Raw genomic sequence first — 24,995 nt, 5'->3', positions numbered from 1 at the left:
CACGACATGGACGATTTGTAATCTACTGAAAAGGCTCAGGTTTCATGCGCGGAAGATGAAGGATGCTCCGATTGCAGTGGGTGGCTTCAGTTCAGGATAAGGCTCTCTCGGGCCCTTGGCGGCATCCTCCAGCTTTCCTCATGCTGAGGTGCGCAGCCCGAGAGGGCGGAGCCTCGAAGCACGCGCCTCAACCTCGCTCCTTGCATCTTTTCGCCGCCGCAGCACCCACCTCGTCCTTCGAAGCCCCTGCGGATGAGGCTCTCTTGAGCACTGGCGCATGCCCCCCGGCGCTCTTCATCGCAACCGGCGCATCCGCCCGACCGTCTCAAGCCACCCTGCCCCGGCACGCCCACGCCACCGATGCAAACGACCGCGGCCCGTCCGGTTCGCCAGACTCATAGGCGGCCCGAATGGCAGCGTCGACGGCCTTTCGCTTGTCCGGCTCGAGTCCCGCAACATACCTGCCGAGTGGCCCTTCGCCGGCCGCGATCGGCTGCCAATAATCGTCGAAGGAAAGATAATCCATCCGCACCAGGAGCGAGGTTTCCTCGACGTCGGAAAGGCCCTGCGCGATGAAGGTCTGTTTCATTTCCCCCGGCCGCATCATCGGCTGGAAACAATATCGGCGGCGCAGCGGCAGCGCGTCCTCGTCGAGCATGACGGCCGTATCCCACAGCATTCGCATATTCGACATACCGCCGTAATGGTCCCAAACGGCGGCAGCGACCACGCCGCCGGGGCGGACGACGCGGGCCATCTCGGCCACCGCCTTGCCGGCCTCCGGCACGAAATGCAGCATCAGCAGCGAAATCGCCCTGTCGAAACGGTCGTCCGCGAAAGGCAAGGCGCAGGCATCCGCCTGTTGGATCGATATGCGTGGATCGGTATTGGCCCGCTTCGCCGCCTCGACGAAGACCGGAGAATAATCGATGGCGGCGATCTCCCGCAGGCTGGGCGTTTGCGCAAGCGTAAACGCCAGGCTGCCGGTGCCGCAGCCGACGTCGAGCACGCGATCGCCATCCGCCAGCCCGGCAAAATCGATGAGCATCGGCGCCAGCTTCCGGCTCCAGCGGCCCATCAGCCGCTCATACCCATCCGCACTTTCGACATGAAAACTCGACGGCATGAATGCCTCCTCCCCCCAAGGACGATGGCTCATTATGAACGCGCCGCCGGCGGCCGCAAGCGGATAATCGCTGTCGATCCGCCGGATCTCCTTCTCCCTTATCCTCGGCCCTGCGCCGAGGATCTGCCACCCGTCAACCGCCGTGGAGCGCGTCAGCCGCCAGCTTTATTCAGAACGCTCCAATCAAACCCGCGCGCCCAATCGGCGTAACGATGCCAGCCGACGTCAGGAAAATCGCCGCGAAGCGAGGCGATGTCGGCGTCATAGCCAGTGCGGTCGAACCATTCATACATCAGCGCCGCATCCTCGCTCTGCTGCCGCATCGCGGCAATCGGCAATTCCTGATAGCCGATCGGACGACCGAGCACTTCCGACAGGATCTTCACCTGATCCTCGCCGGACAATTCGTCGCCGGCGATGTCGAAACGTCTGCCGAACACCCGTTCGCGCCGTTCGGCCAAGGCCGCGACGAAGGCGCCGATATCGGCAAGGCAGATCTGCTGCAGCACGCGCCCGGACGGCAGGGCCGCGGCGTAGACGCCCTGGCGCAGCGCGTCTATGGCCCAGGGCGCCACGGTGTTTTCCATGAAGGCGACGGGCGCGCTGATCGTGTAGGGAACGCCGAGCCCGGCAATATGCTGCTCGACCAGAAACTTGCTGTCGAAATGCGGAATGCCCGTCTTTCTATCGGCGTCGGCGACGGAGGAATAAATCAAGTGCCCGATACCGGCAGCCTTGGCCGCATTCGCGGCGGTGATGCCCTGGCGGGTTTCCGCATCCGTCCCGGCCTCGTAGCTATTGCCCATCAGGAACATCGTATCGACCCCGCTCGCAGCCTGCGTCACCGACCAGGCATCGTCGAGATCACCGGCGACGACTTCGACGCCCGCCGCGGCCAGGCGCCTAGCGCTGTCGCTCTCCGGTCTTCGGCAGATCGCCCTGACGCGGTGGCCCCGCGCCACCAATGCGCGAGCGACCGCGCCGCCCTGCTGTCCGGTCGCGCCGGTTACCAGCACGCTTCTTTCCTTGCTCATGTCTCTGCTCCTTGTGGTTGGCGATGAGCCAGAGGTAAGGCTTGCCGCATTAAACCATAATAGCCTAAGATTGAGAAACATCGTGCCACTGGTGAATACAATGCTCGATCTCAACGACATCGTCGTCTTTGCCCGCGTCGTCGAGGCCGGCAGCTTCACCGCCGCCGCCCGCCTGCTTGCCATGCCGAAGACGACGGTCAGCCGTCGTATCGCCGCGCTGGAGCGCGAGTTCGGCGTGCGGCTCCTGCAGCGAACCACCCGCAGCCTCAGGCTGACGGATGCGGGACGCCTTTATTACGAGGAGAGCAGTGAGGCGCTTCGCACCCTCGAGCAGGCGAACCTTCGGCTGGCCGAGGCGCGGGCCGAGCCCGCCGGCACGATCCGCATCTCCGCGCCCGTCGGCTTCGGCGGTCATTTCCTCTCCGCCACCATCTTCGATTTCCTGGCGACCTACCCGAAAACCAGGGTGGAGTTGCGCCTGTCCGACGACCGGCTCAATCTCATCGAGAACGGCATCGACCTCGCCTTCCGCACCGGCATTTTGGAGGATTCGACGTTGATCGCCCGCAAGCTCGGATCGACCTACCGGATTCTCTGCGCTAGCCCCGACTATCTCGCCCGCTGTGGCGCACCGGATCGGCCGGAGGACCTCGCCAGCCACGATTGCGTCATCGCCGGTCGGTCGGCGGCCAATGCGCACTGGGTGCTGGAGGGCGAGGGCATTCGGGAAACGGTAACGGTATCGGGACGCTTCGCCGCCAACGAGATGCAGGCGGTCATGGCCGCCGCGATCGCCGGCTACGGCATTGCGCAACTGCCGCACGGCGTCGCCGCAGCCTGCATCGCCGATGGCCGATTGCAACGCGTCCTCGACGGCTACACGACCCCAGCCGGCGGCCTGCATGTCGTCTATCCCAGCAGTCAGCACCTGTCGCCCCTGGTCAAGGCATTCGTCCAATTGGCGATCGATCACCTGAATGTCGGCTATAGCGCAATGGATGCGCCGGCGATCATATCGGGATGAATCCTGGCCTCACTGAAAATGCTGCCTTGTATCATCGCCAGAGGAAATCCGGTCCGGTGGTCTGAGAGGTCAGCTTGAGCGTTCCGTCCGGCTGAACGACATAGGTCTCGAAGACGCGGTAGCCGAAGGCGCCGAGAAAGGTGTGCTGGACCACCGTTCCCGGACGATAAGGTGAACGCACGAGTTTTCCGCCATAGGTGAGACTATCCGGAAGAGGCTGCGGGCCGCCGGCGGTGCTGGCGCAGGCCGTAAGAGCGAAGAAAACGGCAAAGAGCGCGTGCTTCATCCTGACATCTCTTCCCGGCGACAGTGGCAACGGAAGAATACAACTTTACTCGCTCAGAAAACAGCGTTCCTGCCTTCGTAGTCTCTGCGCAGCGATTGCGCCCGCGCTAGCGCGCGGGTGATCCTCTCGTCGGTGAAGGGTTTGGCGATCACATCGAGCGCGCCCTCAATGCCGTTTCCGACGCTTTCCGGACTGCCGGTCACGAAGATGACGTCGACGCCGTAGCGATCGATCAGTCGGCGTGCGAGCTGCGCGCCGCTGGCACCGTCGGCGAGGCTGAGATCGACGAGCGCGACGTCGCTTTTCGGAGCATAGGCGAGCGCCTGCTCAATGGTCGAAACCGGTCCGACGGTCTGGTGTCCGGCATCCTGCGCGATGCGTTCGAGTTCCATGGCGATAAGACCCTCGTCTTCAACGATCATGACGTTCATGGATCCTCCTCCCATCGCAAGCTCGCCGGTGGACACACCCCCCGGTCACCGTCCTAACGCAACTCCCGCTCGGAAGTTTCCGCCGCAAAGGAGGGGCGTGCGAAAAATGGTAAGCAATTCGGTAAAGGATCGCGAGCTACCGCTCGATGCTGCCGTTGCGCCGGATCTTCCGCTGCAGGAGCAGAATGCCGTAGAGCAACGCTTCGGCCGTCGGCGGGCAGCCGGGAACATATATGTCGACCGGTACGACGCGGTCGCATCCGCGTACCACCGAATATGAATAATGGTAATACCCGCCGCCATTGGCGCAGGAGCCCATCGATATCACATAGCGCGGTTCCGGCATCTGGTCGTAAACCTTGCGCAGCGCAGGCGCCATCTTGTTGCACAGCGTACCCGCCACGATCATCAGGTCCGACTGCCTTGGGCTTCCGCGCGGGGCGACGCCGAAGCGCTCGACATCGTATCGCGGCATGGACATCTGCATCATCTCGATGGCGCAACAGGCAAGACCGAAGGTCATCCACATCAGCGAGCCGGTGCGCGCCCAGGTGATAAGCTCGTCGGTGCTGGTGACCAGAAAGCCTTTGTCGGCAAGCTCGGCATTGATCGTCCCCATGGTCGGGTCGCCCTGCCGCTGTTCACCGGGGAACTGGAAATTGCGCGGGGCCGAGTGCGGTTGCGTAGATGGCATCGTCTTCTCCTGTGAGCCGACCTCAAACACAACGCGCACGACAAAGTTCCAGCCGCGCCCGTCCCGGTACAATACCGGACACGCGTTTCCTGATATCTGTCCTCAGGCGCGGCGCTTAACGCCGCCCCGCCCGACCACTAATCCTTATCGAGGAACCAGCGGATCGCGGCGTCGTTCCGGCACCGCGAGAGCGGCAATTGCCGCACGGAGTGAATACGGGTGATCCCCTCCTCCCCGTCCGTGTCGACGTCCATGCAGGCGCAGGCATAACCATGCGAGGCATAGGTGTAGACAAATTCGCCGGCCGTCAGGTCGGGAATCTTGTCCATTCCCTCGGCCGCCTTGTAGCCGCTGCCATTGTCCATGATGGTCCAACCGCCGCCGGCATCCATGAGCGACCATTTGGCCATCGAGGGATTCTCCAGCCAGCCGCAGCGGCGTTCGGCATGCGCCGCGGCGGGCGCGAGAAGCATCATCAGAATAAGCACATGCAATCTCATCATCGCCCCCTCCGCCTCGCCGGCCACTATGCATGCTCAGTGGCCGGCAAGGCAACCGGGGTAATTCAGACCGCGCGACCTCTCTCCATCTTCGCGCCAACTCTTCCCAGCCGCCCGCCCTCGTCCTTCGAGGCTCCGGCCTTGAGCACGAGATACTTTCGTCTTTTCTTTGCGGGCGTGCTGTGTACCCCCCTCTGCCCTGCCGGGCATCTCCCCCACAAGGAGGGAGATCGGCAAGAGGTTGGACCATCGTTCCCTCGTGACCGTAGCGCAGCAGCTATAAGGTAGTTGTTTGGGGAAGCCATCGCGTCGCGCCCAGCCGATCTCCACCCTTGTGGGGGAGATGGCCGGCAGGCCAGAGGGGGGTGCCACACGGTACCCCCATCCCCTTCATCCTGAAACGCGCATCTTCGCCGTACAACCGCATCAGACAGCTACGGCAGCGTACAAGAATGAGGGCTGATCCTGAACGCGGCTCAGGATTTCCCCTTGGCGCTTTCCTCCCGGAACGCGGCTTCGCCGGCATCGGAGACCTCGACCCATTTCCTATCGGGCTCGGCGTCGGCAACGTAACTGTCGTGCCAGTTCCACCATTTGTAGGTCGGGGTCTGCGGATAACCCGCAGGCGAATCCTCCCAGACTTCCTGGCGTCCGAGCGGCGTGATGTCGAGATAATTCCAGGTGCCGCCCATCTGCTCGTCGCCGCGGTTATTGACGAAATAGGTGCGGAAGATGCGCTCGCCGTCGCGGTAGAAGACATTGGTGCCGTGCCACTCGTCGACACCGAAATCCTTGTCGAAGTCGTCGGTAATCGTCACCCACGGCATCGTCCAGCCCATCCGTTCCTTCAGCCGCGCTATGTCGGCCTGCGGCGCGCGCGAGGCGAAGACCAGCGTCGTGTCGCGGGCGTTGAGATGGGCGACATGGGCGACTTGATCGGCGACCATCGAGCAGCCGCGGCAGGCGTGCTCGGGCCAGCCGAAGACGCCGGGCTCGTAAAAGGCGCGGTAGACGATGAGCTGGTGCCGGCCTTCGAACAGGTCGAGCAAGCTGATCCTGCCCTGCGGCGCTTCGAAAGCATATTGCTTTTCGACGGCCATCCACGGCATGCGCCGCCGCTCGGCGGCAAGTGCGTCGCGGGCATGCGTATGCGCCTTTTCCTTCACGAGAAGCTGCCGGTGAGCCGCCTCCCAGGCCGCCTGCGACACGACGGGCGGCCTCTGCATGGTCTGTCCGCCCTTTCCATTCTCGGCTGTTGCAGTCATCGCTTCAATCTCCTCTTTGGGGCGAGTTCCCGCGCCTCCTGTTCGAAAGCCAGTGCATCGCGATTGGTCGAAGATAGTTTCGCATCGGGCATCGAACAGTGGGAGTAACAACTGTGTCTGTTATCCCACGGCCAACGCAGTTGGTCCGCGAGCCAATGCAGTTGGTCCACAGGCAATGTAACGGCTCCGCCCGCGGCCGATAAAACCTGCTCAACCAACACAACAGTTGCCAAAACCCACATGTTGACGGAAGCTTCACCACGGCCATTGGATCACGTGACATGACGGCAGAATCCACCTTCACAGATCAGGCAAGGCACGGCAGCGCCAGAATCTGCCGCGGCTGCTGGGATCAGATGCATATGCCGATTCCGATCGGCGGCCCGCTTGCGCTTCCCTTCCGCGCCTTCGGCATTACCCGCAGCAAGATGAATCCCGATATCTGCACGATCTGCGAGCGCTCCTTCCAATATGTGAAGAAACAGCGCCAGATCACCGTCGACGCCACCATCCTGTTCGCCGATATCAGGGGCTTTACCGATCTTTCCGAGCGTATCGAGGCGGTGCGCTTGAGCGAAATCGTCAGCCTGTTCCAGGATCGCTGCGCCCAGGCGATCTGGGCGCATGACGGCATCGTCAACAAGCAGATGGGCGACGGTCTGATGGCGATCTTCAATTTCCCGATCATCCGCAAAGATCACGCCGGCGCGGCGATCAGGGCCGCCCAGGAGATCCAGCGCAACTGCGCCGCGGCGCTGAGCGGACTGGCGCTCGACGCTCTGTCCGGCCGCACCTTGGGCGTCGGCGTCGGCATCCATTCCGGCGAGGTCCAGATCGGCGAATTCTCAAGCTTCCGCAGCGATTTCACTGCGATCGGCGGCGTCGTCAACCAGGCCGCAAGGCTCGAATCCCAGGCCGCCGCCGGCGAGATCCTGATCTCGGCCGAAACGGCCGCGAAGGCTCCCGAACTCGTGGCAGGCGCCGAAACGCGGATGCTGGCGCTGAAGGGCATCGAGCAGCCAGTGCAGGCACGCGTTCTGGCCAAGCGTTGAACGACGGCGATCGCGCCCTTCTCAAAGCATCAAACCGCCGCCAACATGGCAGCTGCAGTTTCTCACGCTGTGATTGCGAAACACATCGGATCACAAGCAAGTTAAACCTCTGGAAACAAACATCGCTTATCTCTGAGCTGTTTTAACAGCTGGGGTATTTCATGGGCAGTTTTTATCTGTTTCACTGGTTGATCGTCTTGATCCTGATCGGCGTGCCATTGATCTTCGTCTTCAAAAAACCGCCGGTCGGGCCGAACCGCTTCGGCGGCCGGCCGCCGGCTATGGGTTTCGGCCAAGCGATTGCAAGCTTTTTCAAGAACTATGTGAACTTCAGCGGCAGGGCGAGCCGATCGGAATTCTGGTATTCGGCGCTCTTCATCTTTCTCGTCGCCATTGTTTTGTATGTCGTGGATCGGAGCGAAACCTTGAACCTGATCTGGTCGCTGGCCACATTTCTTCCGTCGATCGCCATGGCCGCCCGACGCCTTCACGACATCAACCGAAACGGATGGTGGCAGCTTCTCGCACTGCTAGTTCCCATTGGATCGGTTGTCGTGCTCGCAGGGTACTGCACGGCGTCCACAATGGATGATTCCAGGGAAGCCGTCTTTGCTTGAGCAAGGTGTAAGGATCGATCTCGCGGGTTAGGTGTTGCCTTCGCTGGCACGGCCTATCCGCCGCGCGGACTGCGGGATGCGCAGTCCGCTTCCAACGCCAAGTATCACCTGGCCGTAAATTGGTGCCCTGCCTCGATCTTAGCGGTCCTGACGAACCCACTATCAGCCGGGCAGCTTGCAGCCCTTGCTCATGCCGGCGGACTGCATAGCCGAGACCTTGCCTTTGGACGCTGCAATTTCGCCTTCCTTGTCTCCGCCCGCGACGCGGCCGATCGGGACCCCGACGAGGAAGACACCGAAAGCATCGCCGTTCGCCGCACTGATCTGCTGCTTGGAAAGGTCGTCGAGCTTGGCCTTCTCTACCTTGCCTCTGCGTGAGGGGTCTCTGGTTTTGCGGTGTCCGGAAGGGACCGGCGAGGCAGGCAAATGCTCCGCCTCTGCCTCAGTACTTCATGTTCCGCAGTTCCGGAAAATCATAGTACCTAAGCCGCTTGTCGTGGCAGCGATAGTCGTTCTTTTTCAGGTACAGTATCATGTTGTGTTGCAAGCCGAGGCCGATATAGGACCAGTTCGGGTTGCGGCGTTCCGTCGTGCGCGTGCAATAAGCATATATCTGCTTTTCCGGATCAAGCAGAACCACGCTTGATATCTCGGCCTTTATGAAGTTCCCCGGTTTGATGGTTCCCTGCAGCGCGTCGACATACTCGCGTCGAACTGCGCTGGAGGGCGGACGCTGGGATTCTGCAACGGATTGCGGCGCCGGAGTTTGGCAGCCGGCCAGGACCAACAGGGCAGCGTTGGCAAGGAATCTAATCTTCATCTGGTTGAATCTCCTGTATCAAGGCCGATAGATCGGTTTTCCCCAAAGGCGATGGTAAAGCAGCAACGTTACAGCCTGTGCTTCGAGGCTCCGCCCTGCGGGCTGCGCACCTCAGCATGAGGGAGGATGGAGGATGCCGCAGCCTCTACGGGCGCGCCGCGGCTATGCCGGCAAGGCCCAAGAGAGCCTCACCCTGAGAGCCTGTGAATCTATCGATTTTTCGATTTTTCGATTTTTCGATGCGAGTCAAATCAATGACTTAGCTCTCGTAAAAACGACGAAAATCCTAAAGATTCACAGAGTCTGAGGTGCCCGGAAGGGGCCTCGAAGGGCGAGGCGGGGGCGCCGGCGGTCGATGGCGATAAGCAGCAACATCGACGCCGCCAAATCTCTCACGCCCGCTTCAGGTCTTCATGCCGGTCAGCTCAGGAAACGGGTAGTAGTGCAGCCGCTTGTCCTTGCAACGATAGTCATTCGCCGTTGCGCCGAGGATTTGGCCATCGGTGAAGGAAACCCCGAGATAGGCCCAGTCGCCCCAGCTGCGCTTGGGCACCACACGCACACAGTAAGCATAGATCTTTTTCTCAGGCTCAAGCAGCACCACGCTGGAAATCCGTGCCCAAACCACTTCCCCCGCCTCGTGTCTATAACTTCTCTTGAATACAATATTGATGAAGTTCTGTCGGACGTCACTGGAGGGAGCACGTTGGGAATCCGCAACGGATTGCGACACCGGGGCATTGCAGCCGGCCAGCATCAGCAGGGCAGTGCAAGCGAGGACTTTTATTCTCATTCAGACGAATCTCCAAAGAATCGGAGCGCGATAAACGCTGCGTATTCCTACAAACACAGCGGGAATAATTTTTGCAATACACAAACAACATTGTTTGCCGCGTGTTGGTCGCGCGCCGTGTAGATATGATTGCACGCTCTATTTAAACCGGAGGGTTTGAAACGGAACTTGTGGTCCCATTCCCATCGTCATCATTGATCGCCACGCCAGCCTCCAGCGCCGCAAGGATAAAAGCCTGCCGCACCGTTTCCGCCGGCATGCGGCCGGCAAGCCAGGCGCGGCAGAAATCGATCGCCCTCTGCTGATGGACGCCGCCATTGACGGGCCAGTCGGAGACGAGTGCGTAAAGCGCATCCTGCGGTGAGCGGAGAACCAGCCGTTCGCCGGTATCAAGATCGATCGAGATCGGTTTTTTCCAGAAGGCGGAATGGTCGCTAATGGCAGTCGCACCTGAAGCTGAAATTACATAGGATTAACTGCCGAAGGCCGATCCCGGTTCCAGTGCGGGCGAGAGGATGGCAACGGTGCCCCGCCCAAGAGAGCCTCATCCTGAGGCGCCCCGGAGGGGCCTCGAAGGATGAGGCGGGTGCTCCTGCTGACAGCCACAACTCGAGGAATTGTTGAGCCAATCCGAACGAGTCATTCGTTTCCCTTTTGTACTCTTTGCCTCTTCCCTTTCGCGCTGACTCTCTCCATATTCGCGCCATGGCCAAAGCTCCGAAAAAATCTCCGACCTCGAATGGTTTCGAGGAAGCCCCGCAATCGTCCTTTGAAGGCGTCCCCCTCTCCGGCTCCGTCGCCGATTGGGTGAAGCAGTTGGAGGCCGATGCCGAAGCATCGGGCGTCGAAAGCCAGCGCGAGATTGCCTCGAAAGCGGGCAAGCACCGCAAGAAGGTGGAGAACGAAGCACGCAAGCATTCGGAAGCCGTCAGCGTCAACAAGAAGGCGACGGTGAGCAAGACCGCGCGCGGCGTTTCCATCGGCGGCTCGTCCGATCCGAAGATGCGCGCCGCCGCCGGCCTCAACCCGGTGGCGGGCCTCGACATTTCGCTCGAGGATGCCGGCAACATTGCACCCGGCGGCGTCACCGCCACGGTGGAGGCGCTGTCGAAGCTGATCGAGAGCGGCAACCCGCTGCACAAGAACGGCAAGATCTGGACGCCGCACCGCCCTGCCCGTCCGGACAAATCCGAAGGCGGCATCACCATCCGCATGGACTCGGAGTACAAGCCGGCCGGCGACCAGCCGACGGCGATCCGCGATCTCGTCGAGGGCCTGGAGAATGGCGACCGCAGCCAGGTGCTGCTCGGCGTCACCGGCTCCGGCAAGACCTTCACCATGGCCAAGGTGATCGAGGAAACGCAGCGCCCGGCCGTGATCCTGGCGCCGAACAAGACGCTGGCGGCCCAGCTCTATTCCGAGTTCAAGAACTTCTTCCCCGACAATGCGGTGGAATATTTCGTTTCCTACTACGATTATTACCAGCCGGAAGCCTATGTGCCGCGCTCCGACACCTATATCGAGAAGGAAAGCTCGATCAACGAGCAGATCGACCGCATGCGCCACTCGGCGACGCGCTCGCTGCTCGAACGCGACGACTGCATCATCGTCGCCTCGGTCTCCTGCATTTACGGTATCGGTTCGGTCGAGACCTATACGGCGATGACCTTCCAGATGAATGTCGGCGACCGGCTGGACCAGCGCCAGCTGCTGGCCGATCTCGTCGCCCAGCAGTACAAGCGCCGCGACATGGATTTCACCCGCGGCTCCTTCCGCGTACGCGGCGATACGATCGAAATTTTCCCCGCCCACCTGGAGGATGCCGCCTGGCGCATCTCCATGTTCGGCGACGAGATCGACGCCATCACCGAATTCGACCCGCTGACCGGCCAAAAGACCGGCGACCTGAAATCGGTGAAGATCTACGCCAATTCGCACTATGTCACGCCGCGTCCGACGCTGAACGGCGCCATCAAGGCGATCAAGGAGGAGCTGCGGCTGCGCTTGGCCGAACTGGAGAAGGCCGGCCGCCTGCTGGAGGCCCAGCGCCTGGAACAGCGCACCCGCTACGATATCGAGATGCTGGAAGCCACCGGCTCCTGCCAGGGAATCGAGAACTATTCGCGCTACCTCACCGGCCGCGACCCCGGCGATCCGCCGCCGACGCTGTTCGAATACATCCCCGACAACGCCATCGTCTTCATCGACGAAAGCCATGTCACCGTGCCGCAGATCGGCGGCATGTATCGCGGCGACTTCCGCCGCAAGGCGACGCTGGCCGAATATGGCTTCCGCCTGCCCTCCTGCATGGACAACCGGCCGCTGCGCTTCGAGGAATGGGACGCGATGCGCCCCGACACCATCGCCGTCTCGGCCACACCGGGCGGCTGGGAGATGGAACAATCCGGCGGCGTCTTCGCCGAACAGGTGATCCGCCCCACCGGCCTGATCGACCCGCCGGTCGAAGTCCGCTCCGCCCGCACCCAGGTCGACGACGTGCTCGGCGAGATTCGCGAGACCGCGGCCAAGGGCTATCGCACGCTCTGCACCGTGCTGACCAAGCGCATGGCCGAGGACCTGACCGAATATCTGCATGAGCAGGGCGTGCGGGTGCGCTACATGCACTCCGACATCGACACGCTTGAACGTATCGAGATCATCCGCGACCTGCGTCTCGGCGCTTTCGACGTGCTCGTCGGCATCAACCTGCTGCGCGAAGGCCTTGACATTCCCGAATGCGGCTTCGTCGCCATCCTCGATGCCGACAAGGAAGGCTTCCTGCGCTCCGAAACCTCGCTGATCCAGACGATCGGCCGCGCCGCCCGTAACGTCGACGGCAAGGTCATCCTCTATGCCGACAACGTCACCGGCTCCATGCAGCGCGCCATGGACGAGACCGCGCGCCGCCGCGAAAAGCAGATGGCTTATAACCTCGAAAACGGCATCACACCGGAATCTGTCAAGGCCAAGATCTCCGATATCCTCGACTCGGTCTACGAACGCGACCACGTCCGCGCCGACATCTCGGGCGTCTCCGGCAAAGGCTTCGCCGACGGCGGCAACCTCGTCGGCAACAATTTGCAGGCCCACCTCAACGCGCTCGAAAAGAGCATGCGCGACGCCGCCGCCGACCTCGACTTCGAAAAAGCCGCCCGCCTCCGCGACGAAATCAAACGCCTCAAGGCCGTGGAACTCGCCGCGATGGACGATCCGATGGCACGCGAGGAAGCCCGCCACCAGGAAGGCGGCAAAAGGAACGGAAAAGCCACCCGCGAGTCGATCTCCCCCCTTGTGGGGGAGATGTCCGGCAGGACAGAGGGGGGTACCACACCCTCCTACTTCTCCAAACCCACCCTCGACGACATGGGCCCCGGCACCGACACGGCCACCCCACTCTTCCGCAAACCGGAACTCGACGAAATGGGCCGCCACGTCGCCACCCCCGCCGACAACAAGAGCCTCTTCCGCCGCAACACCCTCGACGAAATGACCGTCGGCCGCACGGAAAAGCCGGTGACCGGCCATGTGCCTGACAAGCCCGACGCCGCCAAAGGCACGAAGCGCTTTTCGCCGCTGCTGGAAGGCCAGCCGGAACATGATGACGGTATGCGGCCAGTGGTGCGCGGCCGGGTTGGCGCCGGGAGCTATGAGGACCCGGGCGAGCAGAAGCGCAAGGGACGGACGAAGGGGAAGACCGGGCGGCCGGGGCGGTAACGAATCCGACTCTTTTGGTGCAGTAAAGTACTGAGCCGGTGCCTCGAGCCCAAAAGGAGCGACAATGTCCGAAACCATCCTTCGCTACGTCCCTGCAGACCCTTATTGGCAGCCCTCCCCCGAGGTTGCAGACACGGCGGTTTCCCTGCTGGAAACCATCGCCGCCGAGGCGGATGAGGTAACTGCGGGCTTCGAAGATGAGGTCAGGTTCTACGACCCAGGCGAGAACTGGTCCGGGGTGGAATGCAGCGCCTGTGGTGCGGATGCCGAAGAGTGGTGGGGAGACGCCATGGATACTGCTGCCGCTGATGGTTTCAAAGACCTGAACATTCAGGCTCCCTGCTGCGGCGGCACTGTATCATTGAACGACCTACGCTACATCTGGCCCGCCGCGTTCGGCCGCTTTGCGCTTGAGGCGCGCAATCCGGAAATTGCCGATACGACTGAGGAACAGGACCGGAAGATCGCCGAATGCGTTGGGATTCCGCTGCGCAAGATATGGGTGAATGTTTAGGGTTTGCAGGACGCTAAGAGCCTGGGGGTTCTAGCAACTCAGGCAGACACGCTGGTTCTTCCGTCAGAATTTTGTGGATATTTTACGCACCACGACCGCAGGACGAGGAAAGCGAATAGTCTATGCATAGACAACCCATATCAGATTAGGGCTCATAGAATGGCGCTCACAGGGGTGAACCTAGACGCCCTCATTCCGAGGGAAGACTTCGCAGCAGGTAGTGCTCCGTTTAAGGGAAATCCCACTGGCACCATAAGCCTGGGGTTGCTGAAAGATGACTTCTTTGTCCAAAGTCTTCGCAAGCCCGACTTCCAACGAGAGACTTCCAACTGGACGCCAGCAAAAGTTGTCGATCTAATCGCAGCTTTTCTCGATGGTGACTTGATCCCGGCGATCATCCTATGGCGATCAGGACAATATGTGTTCGTCATCGATGGTGCCCATCGCTTAAGCGCTCTGCTTGCGTGGATTTACGACGACTACGGCGATCGGTCCCGATCGCTTAACTACTTTGAGAACCAAATTCCGGAAGAGCAACTAAAGCTGGCCGAGCAAACGCGGAAACTCGTTGAGGGCAGTATAGGGACTTATGGATCCTATCTCGATGCAAACCGGACTCAATTTGCCACGCAGCGAATCAAAGAGCGCGTGGGCATGATGAATTCGAATTCCTTTATTGCTCAGTGGGTTCCCGCTGTCGATGCCAACGGAGCGGAAAATTCATTTTTTAAGATCAACCAAGCACCTACACCGGTAGATCCTGTCGAGAAGCGTATTCTTCGATCGCGCACATCTGCTGTGGCGATCGCTACGCGGGCCATAAACCGCAGTGGAACTGGCCATAAATACTGGGGAGAATTCACACCCGATACTCAAAGGGAGATAGAGTACCTCGGAAAAGCTGTTTATGAGGCGCTGTATCTGCCTCCAATGGGCGAACTGCCTATCAAAACTTCCGACGTCCCAGTCGGTGGACGGGGCTACAGCTCCTTGCCGTTCGTATTTGATCTCGTTAGCCTAATTAACAATATCGGCGCTAAGGATCCACTTCTACAAGATGAAAATGGAACCAACACCGTCGCATACATAAACTCTGTCCGAAGACGACTTGAGAATATTACTACTACCGCACCCCAGTCGCTTGGACTGCACCCATTGGTGTACTTCTATACCCGCGGAGGCGCATTCCAACCGATCGCGTTTTTGGCGGTTCTTCAGGTCGTCAGGAAGCTCGTCGAACGTAATCAATTAGACAACTTCACGCGGGTGCGTCGCGCGTTTGAGGATTTCCTAATGGCGCATAAAGAAGCGTTCACGCTAATTGTGAAGCGCCAAGGCGCAGGCATACGTAGCAGACCTGCACTTGAGGAGTTTATGGAGTTGGCTTTACAAGGTCTGTGGGATGGCAAAAGCGATACTGAGATCATTCAGGACATGTCCGCAGATAACCGTTTCAGTTTTTTCGCCACGCCCGCGCCAATACGGGAAAGCGAGGATTCTGGCAAACGGCATTTCAACCGCAGCGTCAAGTCGGCCACATTCGTAACTGAATTGGCCCAGAGCGGCGTGCGATGTGGGATTTGCCATGGATTGCTGCATCGGAACTCAATGCACACGGATCATATTGCCAGGCGCGAAGAAGGGGGCAGCGCGCACTCTTCAAACGCGCAATTGAGCCACCCGTACTGCAACACCGGATTTAAGGGTTAGGCCAGAGACATCGAGAGTTTCAAGAGTTCACCACAACGTTGGACTCTCGTCTGACTTCATTCTCCCAGCGGTAATGGCCGCTCTAAAGACTTGAGATGGCTATAGCGTGCCGTTACAAAATCCTCGCCTCCCCCTTCACCAACGCAAAATAAATCCGCTCCACCCGACAGGCCGCGCTCCTCGCGCTCGCCTCGTACCCCGCCGCCGGCCAGCCGCGGCGTGGGCTGCCGTCGGCTGATATCAGCCAGTACCAGCGCTCGTCGGAGCCGGTGAGATCGATTTTGAAGATCCGCCCCATGCAGGTTTCGCCGTAAAAGCCGATGAAATCGTCGCCCGGTTTCTCCTTCCACGCGTGGCGCCATTTGCCCCGAGGCCTCTCGCCGCTGACGATCACCTCCCAGTCCTTCCAGCCGTTATAGTTCGATCGCGCCGTCAGCGACCCGTCATAGGGCTTCTGATCGAACTCCATGCAGCCTTCCAGGAAAACAGCGACGGACTCGCAGACGGTTCTCCACGCATCGTCATCGCGGGATGTCAGCCTGTAGGCGAGTTCATCGGAGACGTTCCGCAGCGCCTGGGCAATGGCGAAGACCACGCCTTCCCTGGTCGCCGGTCGGCCGTTTACCTTGATATCGAGATAGGTGCAGAGGAATTCGGCTATCTCGTCTGCGATCGCATCGATGACATGCGACTGCCGGCGCTTGCCGATCTGATAGCCGCCGAAATCCCGGATTCGGCGCTGCGTCTGTCTACGAAGGGCATTGTTGAGGAACGACCGTAACAGCGTTCCGGCATCGTCTGGCATACGTTGTCCTCTCCTCGTGAGGATGTGTTTGCCGCATGGTTTCGTGAATGGCTCCCGCCTGAGCCGGTGAATCAGAGCGATTCCGGAGGCAAGACCGCCACCGCCTTTTCCGGAATTGCCCTAGATCAGCGTCGGCTCCGGATCGTCCTCGACTTCCTCGATGATCTCGGGCCCGTCATTCCTGGGCGAGCCGACGCCCCGCCCGATCTTCCACATCGTCATCAACTCGGCCGGGAAAGGCCTCATCAGATCGTTCGGATCCGGCTCCGGCGACAGCCAGCGTTCATAATCCTCGCGATGCAGGATGACAGGCATGCGGTCATGGATCTCAGCCATCATCTCGTTCGGCTCGCAGGTGACGATGGCGAAGTTGCGGATCGAAATGCCGTTCTCATCTTTCCAGCTTTCCCAGATGCCAGCGAGCGCGAAGGCGGAGCCGTCCTTCATCGCGATCGCATAGGGCTGCTTGTTCTTGCCCGTGCCATGAATGTCCTTCCACTCGAAGAAGCCATTGATCGGCACCAGGCACCGGCGCGAACCATATGCCGCGCGAAACATGCCATTGGAAGCGATGCTCTCGCAGCGGACATTGACCGGCGGCGGCCGGCCGCCTGATTTGGCCCAGGAGGGCAGCAGACCCCAGCGTGCCGACACGAAGATGGGGCCCGTTATATCAGGCTCGCGCACGACGTCCCTGACGATAATGGGGTAATCCAGCGACGGCGCGCCATTCCATCGGGGAAAGCGATTTCCCAGCCCGTCAATATCCCCGCCCCTGACAGCAAATGGGAAATTGCTGATCAGCTCTTCAAGCGAGGTCTTGACGAATATGCGTCCGCACATGGAACCCTCTCTGCCGGTGGAATGTCAGATGTTCTCATTATGTTCCGGGGCGATCGGGTGTCAACGACGCCTCAGTTGCGCCCCTGCGGGAATGCCCGCGCCTCATATGTGTAACATGTGCTGCAGCTTCGAACCAATCCACCGTAATTGATCCGCAACCTCCCTGCCCCAGCTACTGCTCTCGGCAGGCGTTAGCAGGCGGGATAGTATCGGATCGGGCGCGCGCGGTATTCAATTGGGCCGATGATGCGATGCGTGCACTTTCCCGCGAACCACGGTTGCCGTAGACGGGGAACGGACACCGCCCGCTGGCTGATCGAAGCAGCCAGGGAGCGCGGCATCGACTCTCTCCGACGGGAATTTCTCTTCGCCGTCGCGGTATGAGCCGCATTGCCAATCGATCCTTCAGCCCCTCGAACGGAGAGAACCACCTATGCTGGAACTGCGCACCGACCCCTTCCCCGCCGCCGACGAACTGAACACCCTCTTTTCCGCCGCCTGGGGCAGCCCACACAGCCGGGATTTCGCCGCCATCCTCTCCCGCAGCCTCGCCCATATCGGCGCCTATCACGACGGCAGGCTCGTCGGCTTCGTCAATGTTGCCTGGGATGGAGGCATTCATGCCTTCCTCCTCGATACGTCGGTCCATCCCGAGATGCGGCGGCAGGGCATCGCGACGCGCATGGTCAGGCAAGCCACAAGCCTGGCCCGCGAGCGCGGCGCCGCATGGCTGCACGTCGATTTCGAACCGCGCTTGGCCGGCTTTTACCGAGCCTGCGGCTTCAGGCCTACAGAAGCAGGTCTCATCAAGCTGGCGTAAAGCGGGATCGGAAAGCCGACTCTCAACAACCATTACGCGAATTCAACATAATTTAAAAGACTAAAATAAAGCAACAGGTTCTCTAATTCCGACTACAACAAGGTGTTCACACTTACTTTTCCGTTAAAAACCTAATAAAAAAACACAATTTTCCATTGAAAACTTGGTTGCGCATTGGCATAGATCCCCGAAGGGTTGTCGTCCGTTGAACCGGAGAACAGTTCTTCTGAAGATTTCTCGTTTTACAGAATGCAACGCATCTTTTGGAAAGTTTAATATGGCCCTGAATATTCTGGACACCAACGGCGCCACAGTTACCAAGACCGGCGCTGAGTTCGAAGCGTATGATGTTATCCGCAATTCCGAAGCCAACCCCGCCGCGCCTGTCTCCCTAACCGTTTCCGATTCGTCGGTGGTGGATCTGGCCGACGAGCTGGGCTCCGTCTCTGCATTTGTGATTGGCTCTTACTACGGCAATGCGATCACGACGGGCGCAGGCAACGACACCATCTCAGGCGACGACGGCAATGACACGCTGAACGGCGGCGCCGGCGACGATGTAATCAGTGGTGGTAGCGGCGACGACAAATTGATCGGCGGCGCTGGTAACGATACAATTTTTGATGGTGGCATCCCCTGGCCGGGAACGGGCGACCAGCAGCAACTCACCGACATCGACGCCGGTGACGGCGACGATTCCATAATCGTGGAGAGATACAATCCACTGATTTCAGGAACAGTCGATGGCGGCGCCGGAATCGATACGCTGCAAACCTCTTCGCTCGACGGTCTGACGATCAAGAACATCGAGGTCCTTCAAACCTGGCCATACACTGTGAGCGGTTCGAGCGCGCAGTTCGAGAGTTTTGACCATATCATCGGGTCGACAGATCCGCTCCTCAACTCCTTCGCCTCTCTGGAGGTGACGGACAGCGCCCACGTCGATCTCTCCGACGAACTGGCGAACCGCCGAGCTTTTATCTGGGACTGGAACAATCCCTCCGGCGTTGACGTCAAAACCGGCGACGGCGACGACGAATTTCAGGGCAGCGACGTCAACGACATTTTCGACGGCAGCGGCGGCAACGACTACTTCGCCGGCAATGGCGGCAACGACAAATTGACCGGCGGCGCTGGCGACGACGAGATCGATGGCGGCGACGGCACGGACACCGCTGTATTCGCCGGCAATTTTGCCGACTATTCCCTTGCCCAGGAAAATTTCAATAACGTCGTCACGAGCGCCCTGGAAGGCACGAATACGCTGAGAGACGTCGAATTCGCGCGATTTGCCGATGGTGTCTACGATTTCGCCACCGGAACGTTCACCGCCGACAGTACCGAGCCGGGTATTCCTTTGAATATTCTGGAGACGAACGGCGCCGTGATCACCAAGACCGGCGCGGAGTTCGAAACTTACGACGTCATCCGCCACTCCGAAACGAATCCTCTCCTCGCAGCCACCCTGGTAATCTCGGATTCCGGGACGGTAGACCTTTCCGACGAACTGGGCTCGGGCTCCGCCAATGTGACGGGTTCGAGCGGCGATGATGTGATCACGACAGGCACAGGCAACGACACGATCTCGGGCGGCGACGGCGCAGATACGCTAAACGGCGGCGCTGGATACGATCACCTCCATGGCGGAACTGGCAACGACACGCTGAATGGCGGCGACGGCAATGACCAGATCTTCGGCGACGGCGGGAATGATGTCATCAGAGGCGGCGCCGGCAACGATACGATCACCGACGGTGATGTTGGCAACTTCTCTCCGGATCTCGGGCTCGTGCCGGAAATCTTGGACATCGACGCCGGCAATGGCAGCGATGTCGTTATCGTGCAGCCATTCGCTCCACTGGTCTCCGGAACAGTGAATGGCGGTGACGGGTTCGATACGCTACAAGCTCCCGATCTTAGAGGGCTGACGATCGAGAACTTCGAAGTCCTTGACACTGGGAGATTTCAGGTTGCCGGTTCGAGCGCGCAATTCGAAAGCTTTGATAGCATCATCGGGTCGATCAATCCGTTCGACGTTGTTTCTCGCCCCTCACTGGCAATAACGGACAGCGCCCACCTCGATCTTTCCGATGAACTGGGAGACCACGGAGCTTTTATCACCGGCTATGGCTCCAGCATTGACGTCAAGACCGGCGGTGGCGACGACGATTTTACGGGCACCGATGGCAACGACATTTTCGAAGGCAACGGCGGCTACGACATCATCGATGGCGGCGCCGGCACCGACACGGCGGTCTTCTCCGGTAATTTCTCCGACTACATGCTCGGCTTCCGCTACGACAATCAATCCCACATCGTGATGAGCCTGAGTGGGCAAGATGGTGAGGATATGCTGACCGACGTCGAATTCGCCCGTTTTGCCGATGGGGTCTATGACTTCGCCACGCAAACTTTCGAGAGCACCAATAACGCACCAACCAATATCCAGCTGTCGAAAACCGCACTCTCCGAGGACACGCCGATCTGGACCACGGTCGGTCTGCTCAGCGCCAAGGACGCCGACGGCGACACCCTCACCTACACGTTGCTCGACGGTGCCGATGATCACTTCCGGCTGAAGGGCAACCGCATCGTCACCTCCAAGACATTCGACTACGAGACGGCCAAGTCCCACACGATTAAGGTCGCCGTCTCCGACGGCAAGGTGACCGTCGAAAAGGACATCACGATCAACGTGCTCGATGTCAACGAGGCCCCGGTCAACCAGGCGCCGATCAAGCTCTCCTTCTCGCGCAGCTCAATCTCCGAGAACGTCGCAATCGGCACCTCGGTCGGCCTTCTCTCCGCCGTCGATCCGGAAGGCGGCACGGTGAAGTGGCGGCTGACGGATGATGCCGATGGCATCTTCAAGCTCGTCGGCAACAAGATCCAGACGAAGGCTGCGATCGACTTCGAAAGCAATCACAGCCTGACCTTCACCGCCGAGGCCTATGACGCAGCCGGCAACATCACCAGCCACGACTTCACCCTCGCCGTGAAGGACGTCTTCGAGCCTTCATCCTCCAGCCTGCTGCATGACGCTTTGATCTGATCGCGACAGGATTTCTGCCTGACGCCGATATGCGTCATGATCGGCTTTCAACGCCGGTGGGGCTTGCAGTCTTGCGGGCCCCACAGCGGCAATCTAAGGCGTGTGCCTGCCGCCACCAGCAGGAGATGCAGAGGGGGCGGCCACTCGAGGCATCTCAGAAAATGCCGCTCCACCTCAACGCCCGTTTCGGCTATGATTCTCCGCTCATCGCAGGAGAGCCTACATGCGTCTGCCCACCGTCATCCTCGCCCTCGCCATATCGGCGTTCGCGGCCCTGCCCGCCTTGGCGGAGACCTACAAGACGCCGAAGGCGCTGCTCAAGGCGCTTTACAGCTACGACACCGACAGGAGCGACGCCGAGGCGCCGTCGCCCTATTCGATCTTCTTTTCCGACCATCTGAACAAGCTTCTCCAGGCCGATCTCGACAACACGCCCGAGGGCGATGTCGGCGCGGTCGATTTCGATCCCGTCATTGCAGGCCAGGACGGCGAGGCAAGCAATGTCAGGATCGGGCAGCCGATCCTGTTGGACGACAAGGCCGAGGTGGAAGTGCAGTTCGACAACGGCAAGGAGGTGACGCTTTTCTACAGCCTGGTGCGCGAGCACGGCGGCTGGAAGGTCGACGACATCGCCGATCAGCAGGGTGAAAATCCCTGGAGCCTGAGTGCACTGCTGGGGGATTCGCAGTAAAACCGCAGGCGCCAAAAGAGAGCCCTCATGGTGAGGAGGCCCAAGGGGCGCCGTCTCGAACCACGAGGGCGGGCGCGCAACCCCTTACCGGCATTCCACACAGCCCCGATGCAGAATCAAGGCAATGGGGCCGTCCTTCGAGGCTTCGCCCTGTGGGCTATGCAACTCAGGATGAGGGCGGAGCAAAGACGGCGCCAGGAACACCGGAGGCAGGCTTTGCAATCCTCTTCAGCATGAGGGCTGATCGATGTGGCCTGCCGCTCCGACCGCAGCTCCGCAAAATCCATGCCCGGCCACCGAAGCGCCCCCTCATCCCGTTTCGGCACGAAATCCCGATATGGCACAGCCGTGCAAGGATCTGCTAACTTTTCGTCAAGTAACTGAATCTTCGGCATTTCCTGTCATGAGAAAGGACATGCCACAATAATGGCGCTTGCATTTTGACCGAAATGATGGCACCAATCCACCTACTCGGGCATTTGCATGCCGGTGACTGGACTGATGTGGTACTCTTCCGTTACGGAAGGGGCGCGGGAATACCCGCCTGCGTAGACGTTCTTTCCCCGTACGTGACTTCTCCGACTGACCCTTCGTCCCCAACCCCAATCGGGACGAAAGCTAAAGCCGTCCGCTTCCTCTCGGGGGCGCGGATAAACACAGACTAAGGGAAAAGGACTATCCCAATGGCCACCAAAGGCATCGTAAAATTCTTCAACCAGGACAAGGGTTTTGGTTTCATCACCCCGGACGGCGGCGCAAAGGACGTTTTCGTCCACATCTCCGCGCTGCAGGCTTCTGGCATCCAGTCGCTGCGCGAAGGCCAGCAGGTCACCTTCGACACCGAGCCGGACCGCATGGGCAAGGGCCCGAAGGCTGTCAACATCTCGGCTTCGTAAGCTAGATTATGGCTTCGGCGGGAACGGCGCTCTGAAAGGGGCGCCGTTTTTGTTTGCCACGCTTGGATTTGTCGATCGCAAGGCCAGGTGTTATATGCGCCCTTAATGATGATCTCGCCTGAGCGGCGATCAGGGCGCCAACATTGAGGCGCCGCGGCTACAAGGAACAATGGACCGTCGATGACTGAGAAGAGGCCGATATTTGCGGTGGCCCCGATGATCGACTGGACGGATCGGCATTGCCGTTATTTCCACCGCCAGATCAGCCGGCAGGCGCTGCTCTATACCGAGATGGTGGTGGCCGACGCCATCATCCATGGCCCGCGCGAGCGGTTGCTCGGCCACGACGCCGCGGAACATCCGCTGGCCCTGCAGCTTGGCGGATCGGATCCGGCCAAACTCGCCGAGGCGGTGAAAATCGCCGAGCCCTATGGCTATGACGAGATCAACCTCAATGTCGGCTGCCCCTCCGACCGCGTGCAATCGGGCACTTTCGGCGCCTGCCTGATGCTGACGCCGGAGACGGTGGCCGAATGCGTCGCGGCGATGAAAGCGGTCGCGACCGCGCCCGTGACGGTGAAATGCCGGATCGGCGTCGACGAGCAGGAGCCGGAAGAGGCGCTGCCGGAACTCATCACCCGCGTTCTCGATGCAGGCGCCGACGCGATCTGGATCCATGCCCGCAAGGCCTGGCTGAAAGGCTTGAGCCCGAAGGAAAATCGCGAGATCCCGCCGCTCGACTACGAGATCGTCTATCGGATGAAACAGCGCTGGCCCGATGTGTTCATCGGCATCAACGGCGGCATCCGCACGCTCGACGAGGCCGCCCAGCACCTCGCCCATGTCGACGGCGTCATGCTCGGCCGGGCCGCTTACCAGAACGCGGCGATCCTCGCCGACATCGACCGGCGCTTCTTCGGCGCGCCGGCGGCCGAGCCCGACTGGCAGGCGCTGTGCGACCGGATGATGGCCTATGCCGAGCGCCATATCGCCGGCGGCGGCCGGCTGCAACAGGTGGCCCGGCACATGGTCGGCCTCTTCACCGGCCTGCCCGGGGCGCGTCGCTACCGCCAGATCCTCTCTACCGACGCGGCAAAAAACGGTGCCGGACCGGAAGTCTTGGCGGCGGCTTTCGCGGCAGTGGACTTTTCCGGGATTGAGCCGGAGGCGGTCAGCGCCTGACGTGACGGAACGGTGTCTCTGTTTTTTACCAGCAAGTCATGGCTGGCGCCTGGAGCGCGCCTTCTCAACGAGCCGCGGTCGCGCGCTCATTCGGTAAGCCGCGGCTGTCGGCAACCTTTCGTGGCAACAGTCATCATGACCGCGGCATCGGCAGCAATGTCTTCTTCTCAATCCGGCCGGCTACTGAGAAAACCAAAATCTCCGTCTCCCTGCCGATCCTGCTGCCATCCATCAACCTGACGATATCGTCGACGCCGCCGACCGGGCTGCCGTCGATGGCGAGGATGTAATCGCCCTCCTGTAGCCCGCCCTTTGCCGCCGGCCCCTCCCGTTCGACCCTGCGGACGCGGACGGATGTCGTTTGAACCGTGCCCGCCGCAAGTGCGACCCGTCGCGGCAGCACGATCGTGTCACCTGCTATGCCGATGAAGGCGCGCCTGACCTGGCCATAGCGAAGAAGCTCCGACACCACGAAATTGGCGGTGTTCGATGCGACGGCAAAGGCGATGCTCTGTGCGCCCTGGATGACAGCGGTGTTGACGCCGATGACCTCGCCGCCGGAAGACACCAGCGGCCCGCCGGAATTGCCGGGATTGAGCGCGGCATCGGTTTGGATGACGTCGTCCATCAGCCGGCCGCTGGCTGCCCGCATCGACCGGCCCAGCGCCGAAACGATACCGGCAGTGACGGTCCATTCGAAGCCCAGCGGATTTCCGATCGCGATCGCGATATGGCCCCTGCGCAGGCGCTGGGAATCACCGAGCCTCGCCCAGGCCCCGGTGCTGGCATTGGCGCGGATAAGGGCGATATCGGTATCGATATCCCGGCCGAGCACCCGGCCTTCGGTGACGAATCCATCAGGCGTCGTGATGCGAACCACCTTGGCGTCGTCGACGACATGGCTGTTGGTAATGATCAGGCCGTCGGGCGAGACAGCAAAGCCCGACCCGTGCCCCTGCCGTCCTCCGGCCCGCTCGATGCGGCTGACCGCCGGGCCGACCGTGTCGACTGCTGCTGCGATCGATTGCGAATAGGCATCGATCAGCGCCCCGTCTTTCTGGGGCACTATATCCTTATCCATGTAACCCATGTTTTGATCCTCAGGCGGCAGACGGCCGTCCCGCCG

At 60.6% G+C, this 24,995-nt stretch carries 24 protein-coding genes and 1 pseudogene; 11 read left to right on the top strand and 14 right to left on the bottom strand.

Annotated features, from left to right (window positions below; all coding sequences use genetic code 11):
- Window positions 1-325: 325 nt before the first annotated feature.
- Both GGD53_RS17285 and GGD53_RS17280 read right to left on the bottom strand, forming a co-directional pair.
- Window positions 326-1,126: a class I SAM-dependent methyltransferase gene (locus GGD53_RS17285; protein ID WP_184457759.1), complete on the bottom strand. Its 801-nt coding sequence runs from the start codon at window positions 1,124-1,126 to the stop codon at window positions 326-328.
- Window positions 1,127-1,278: 152 nt separating this feature from the next.
- A complete protein-coding gene (locus GGD53_RS17280; RefSeq protein WP_184457757.1) occupies window positions 1,279-2,160 on the bottom strand; it encodes an NmrA/HSCARG family protein in 882 nt (293 codons plus the stop codon).
- A gap of 100 nt (window positions 2,161-2,260) precedes the next feature.
- Between GGD53_RS17280 and GGD53_RS17275 the strand changes: the two genes are divergently transcribed.
- Window positions 2,261-3,184 (top strand): LysR family transcriptional regulator, encoded by a 924-nt coding sequence (locus GGD53_RS17275; protein ID WP_184457950.1) that lies wholly within the window; start codon window positions 2,261-2,263, stop codon window positions 3,182-3,184.
- Between the two features lie 31 nt (window positions 3,185-3,215).
- On the opposite strand, the gene GGD53_RS17270 is transcribed toward GGD53_RS17275, so the two are convergent.
- The 5 genes from GGD53_RS17270 to GGD53_RS17250 form a co-directional block, all read right to left on the bottom strand.
- On the bottom strand, window positions 3,216-3,470 hold the full coding sequence (locus GGD53_RS17270) for a hypothetical protein (protein ID WP_184457755.1): 255 nt from the start codon (window positions 3,468-3,470) through the stop codon (window positions 3,216-3,218).
- Between the two features lie 53 nt (window positions 3,471-3,523).
- Window positions 3,524-3,901, bottom strand: coding sequence for a response regulator (locus GGD53_RS17265; protein WP_184457753.1), 378 nt, complete (start codon window positions 3,899-3,901; stop codon window positions 3,524-3,526).
- A 136-nt stretch (window positions 3,902-4,037) separates the two neighbouring features.
- Window positions 4,038-4,595 carry a NuoB/complex I 20 kDa subunit family protein gene (locus tag GGD53_RS17260; RefSeq protein ID WP_281413916.1) on the bottom strand — a complete coding sequence of 186 codons (558 nt, stop codon included), beginning with the start codon at window positions 4,593-4,595 and terminating at the stop codon, window positions 4,038-4,040.
- Between the two features lie 137 nt (window positions 4,596-4,732).
- Window positions 4,733-5,098, bottom strand: a complete 366-nt coding sequence (locus tag GGD53_RS17255; RefSeq protein WP_184457750.1) for a DUF4087 domain-containing protein — start codon at window positions 5,096-5,098, stop codon at window positions 4,733-4,735.
- 473 nt (window positions 5,099-5,571) lie between these two features.
- The gene (locus GGD53_RS17250) at window positions 5,572-6,360 is read right to left on the bottom strand and encodes a DUF899 domain-containing protein (RefSeq protein ID WP_184457748.1); all 789 of its coding nucleotides are present in this window, start codon (window positions 6,358-6,360) and stop codon (window positions 5,572-5,574) included.
- A gap of 281 nt (window positions 6,361-6,641) precedes the next feature.
- Here GGD53_RS17250 and GGD53_RS17245 point away from each other — a divergent pair, with 281 nt between their 5' ends.
- Together GGD53_RS17245 and GGD53_RS17240 are read left to right on the top strand one after the other, a co-directional pair.
- Window positions 6,642-7,412, top strand: a complete 771-nt coding sequence (locus GGD53_RS17245; protein ID WP_184457746.1) for an adenylate/guanylate cyclase domain-containing protein — start codon at window positions 6,642-6,644, stop codon at window positions 7,410-7,412.
- Between the two features lie 161 nt (window positions 7,413-7,573).
- Complete coding sequence (locus GGD53_RS17240; protein ID WP_184457744.1) at window positions 7,574-8,029, top strand: DUF805 domain-containing protein; 456 nt, start codon at window positions 7,574-7,576, stop codon at window positions 8,027-8,029.
- Window positions 8,030-8,191: 162 nt separating this feature from the next.
- Here GGD53_RS17240 and GGD53_RS17235 read toward each other — a convergent pair.
- From GGD53_RS17235 to GGD53_RS31850, 4 genes and pseudogenes are all read right to left on the bottom strand, one after another.
- A pseudogene (locus GGD53_RS17235) lies at window positions 8,192-8,395 on the bottom strand (hypothetical protein); the annotation flags it as partial.
- 76 nt (window positions 8,396-8,471) lie between these two features.
- The gene (locus GGD53_RS17230) at window positions 8,472-8,849 is read right to left on the bottom strand and encodes a hypothetical protein (protein WP_184457742.1); all 378 of its coding nucleotides are present in this window, start codon (window positions 8,847-8,849) and stop codon (window positions 8,472-8,474) included.
- Window positions 8,850-9,252: 403 nt separating this feature from the next.
- Window positions 9,253-9,642, bottom strand: a complete 390-nt coding sequence (locus tag GGD53_RS17225) for a hypothetical protein (RefSeq protein ID WP_184457740.1) — start codon at window positions 9,640-9,642, stop codon at window positions 9,253-9,255.
- Between the two features lie 142 nt (window positions 9,643-9,784).
- On the bottom strand, window positions 9,785-10,018 hold the full coding sequence (locus tag GGD53_RS31850) for a DUF982 domain-containing protein (protein ID WP_246717823.1): 234 nt from the start codon (window positions 10,016-10,018) through the stop codon (window positions 9,785-9,787).
- 329 nt (window positions 10,019-10,347) lie between these two features.
- On the opposite strand from GGD53_RS31850, the gene uvrB reads away from it, so the two are divergent.
- The 3 genes from uvrB (at window position 10,348) to GGD53_RS17205 (ending at window position 15,580) form a co-directional block, all read left to right on the top strand.
- Window positions 10,348-13,356, top strand: coding sequence for an excinuclease ABC subunit UvrB (gene uvrB, locus GGD53_RS17215; protein ID WP_184457738.1), 3,009 nt, complete (start codon window positions 10,348-10,350; stop codon window positions 13,354-13,356).
- Window positions 13,357-13,420: 64 nt separating this feature from the next.
- A complete protein-coding gene (locus GGD53_RS17210) occupies window positions 13,421-13,870 on the top strand; it encodes a hypothetical protein (protein ID WP_184457737.1) in 450 nt (149 codons plus the stop codon).
- Between the two features lie 159 nt (window positions 13,871-14,029).
- On the top strand, window positions 14,030-15,580 hold the full coding sequence (locus tag GGD53_RS17205) for a GmrSD restriction endonuclease domain-containing protein (RefSeq protein WP_184457735.1): 1,551 nt from the start codon (window positions 14,030-14,032) through the stop codon (window positions 15,578-15,580).
- 112 nt (window positions 15,581-15,692) lie between these two features.
- Here the strand turns inward: GGD53_RS17205 and GGD53_RS17200 are convergent, their stop codons facing one another.
- Window positions 15,693-16,385 carry a hypothetical protein gene (locus tag GGD53_RS17200; protein ID WP_184457733.1) on the bottom strand — a complete coding sequence of 231 codons (693 nt, stop codon included), beginning with the start codon at window positions 16,383-16,385 and terminating at the stop codon, window positions 15,693-15,695.
- Window positions 16,386-16,505: 120 nt separating this feature from the next.
- On the bottom strand, window positions 16,506-17,228 hold the full coding sequence (locus tag GGD53_RS17195) for an SOS response-associated peptidase (RefSeq protein ID WP_184457731.1): 723 nt from the start codon (window positions 17,226-17,228) through the stop codon (window positions 16,506-16,508).
- A gap of 433 nt (window positions 17,229-17,661) precedes the next feature.
- On the opposite strand from GGD53_RS17195, the gene GGD53_RS17190 reads away from it, so the two are divergent.
- From GGD53_RS17190 to dusA, 5 genes are all read left to right on the top strand, one after another.
- Window positions 17,662-18,048, top strand: coding sequence for a GNAT family N-acetyltransferase (locus GGD53_RS17190; protein ID WP_184457729.1), 387 nt, complete (start codon window positions 17,662-17,664; stop codon window positions 18,046-18,048).
- Between the two features lie 277 nt (window positions 18,049-18,325).
- On the top strand, window positions 18,326-21,100 hold the full coding sequence (locus GGD53_RS17185; protein WP_184457727.1) for a metal-binding protein: 2,775 nt from the start codon (window positions 18,326-18,328) through the stop codon (window positions 21,098-21,100).
- A 223-nt stretch (window positions 21,101-21,323) separates the two neighbouring features.
- Window positions 21,324-21,791: a DUF3828 domain-containing protein gene (locus tag GGD53_RS17180; RefSeq protein ID WP_184457725.1), complete on the top strand. Its 468-nt coding sequence runs from the start codon at window positions 21,324-21,326 to the stop codon at window positions 21,789-21,791.
- Between the two features lie 683 nt (window positions 21,792-22,474).
- Window positions 22,475-22,687: a cold-shock protein gene (locus GGD53_RS17175; protein WP_064803342.1), complete on the top strand. Its 213-nt coding sequence runs from the start codon at window positions 22,475-22,477 to the stop codon at window positions 22,685-22,687.
- A gap of 180 nt (window positions 22,688-22,867) precedes the next feature.
- Window positions 22,868-23,869: a tRNA dihydrouridine(20/20a) synthase DusA gene (dusA, locus tag GGD53_RS17170; protein WP_184457723.1), complete on the top strand. Its 1,002-nt coding sequence runs from the start codon at window positions 22,868-22,870 to the stop codon at window positions 23,867-23,869.
- Between the two features lie 133 nt (window positions 23,870-24,002).
- On the opposite strand, the gene GGD53_RS17165 is transcribed toward dusA, so the two are convergent.
- The gene (locus GGD53_RS17165) at window positions 24,003-24,959 is read right to left on the bottom strand and encodes a S1C family serine protease (RefSeq protein WP_184457721.1); all 957 of its coding nucleotides are present in this window, start codon (window positions 24,957-24,959) and stop codon (window positions 24,003-24,005) included.
- Window positions 24,960-24,995: the final 36 nt, after the last annotated feature.

It is taken from the genome of Rhizobium aethiopicum (assembly GCF_014197535.1).
Lineage (GTDB): Bacteria > Pseudomonadota > Alphaproteobacteria > Rhizobiales > Rhizobiaceae > Rhizobium > Rhizobium aethiopicum_A.
This window is presented reverse-complemented; position numbering and strand designations above follow the sequence as displayed.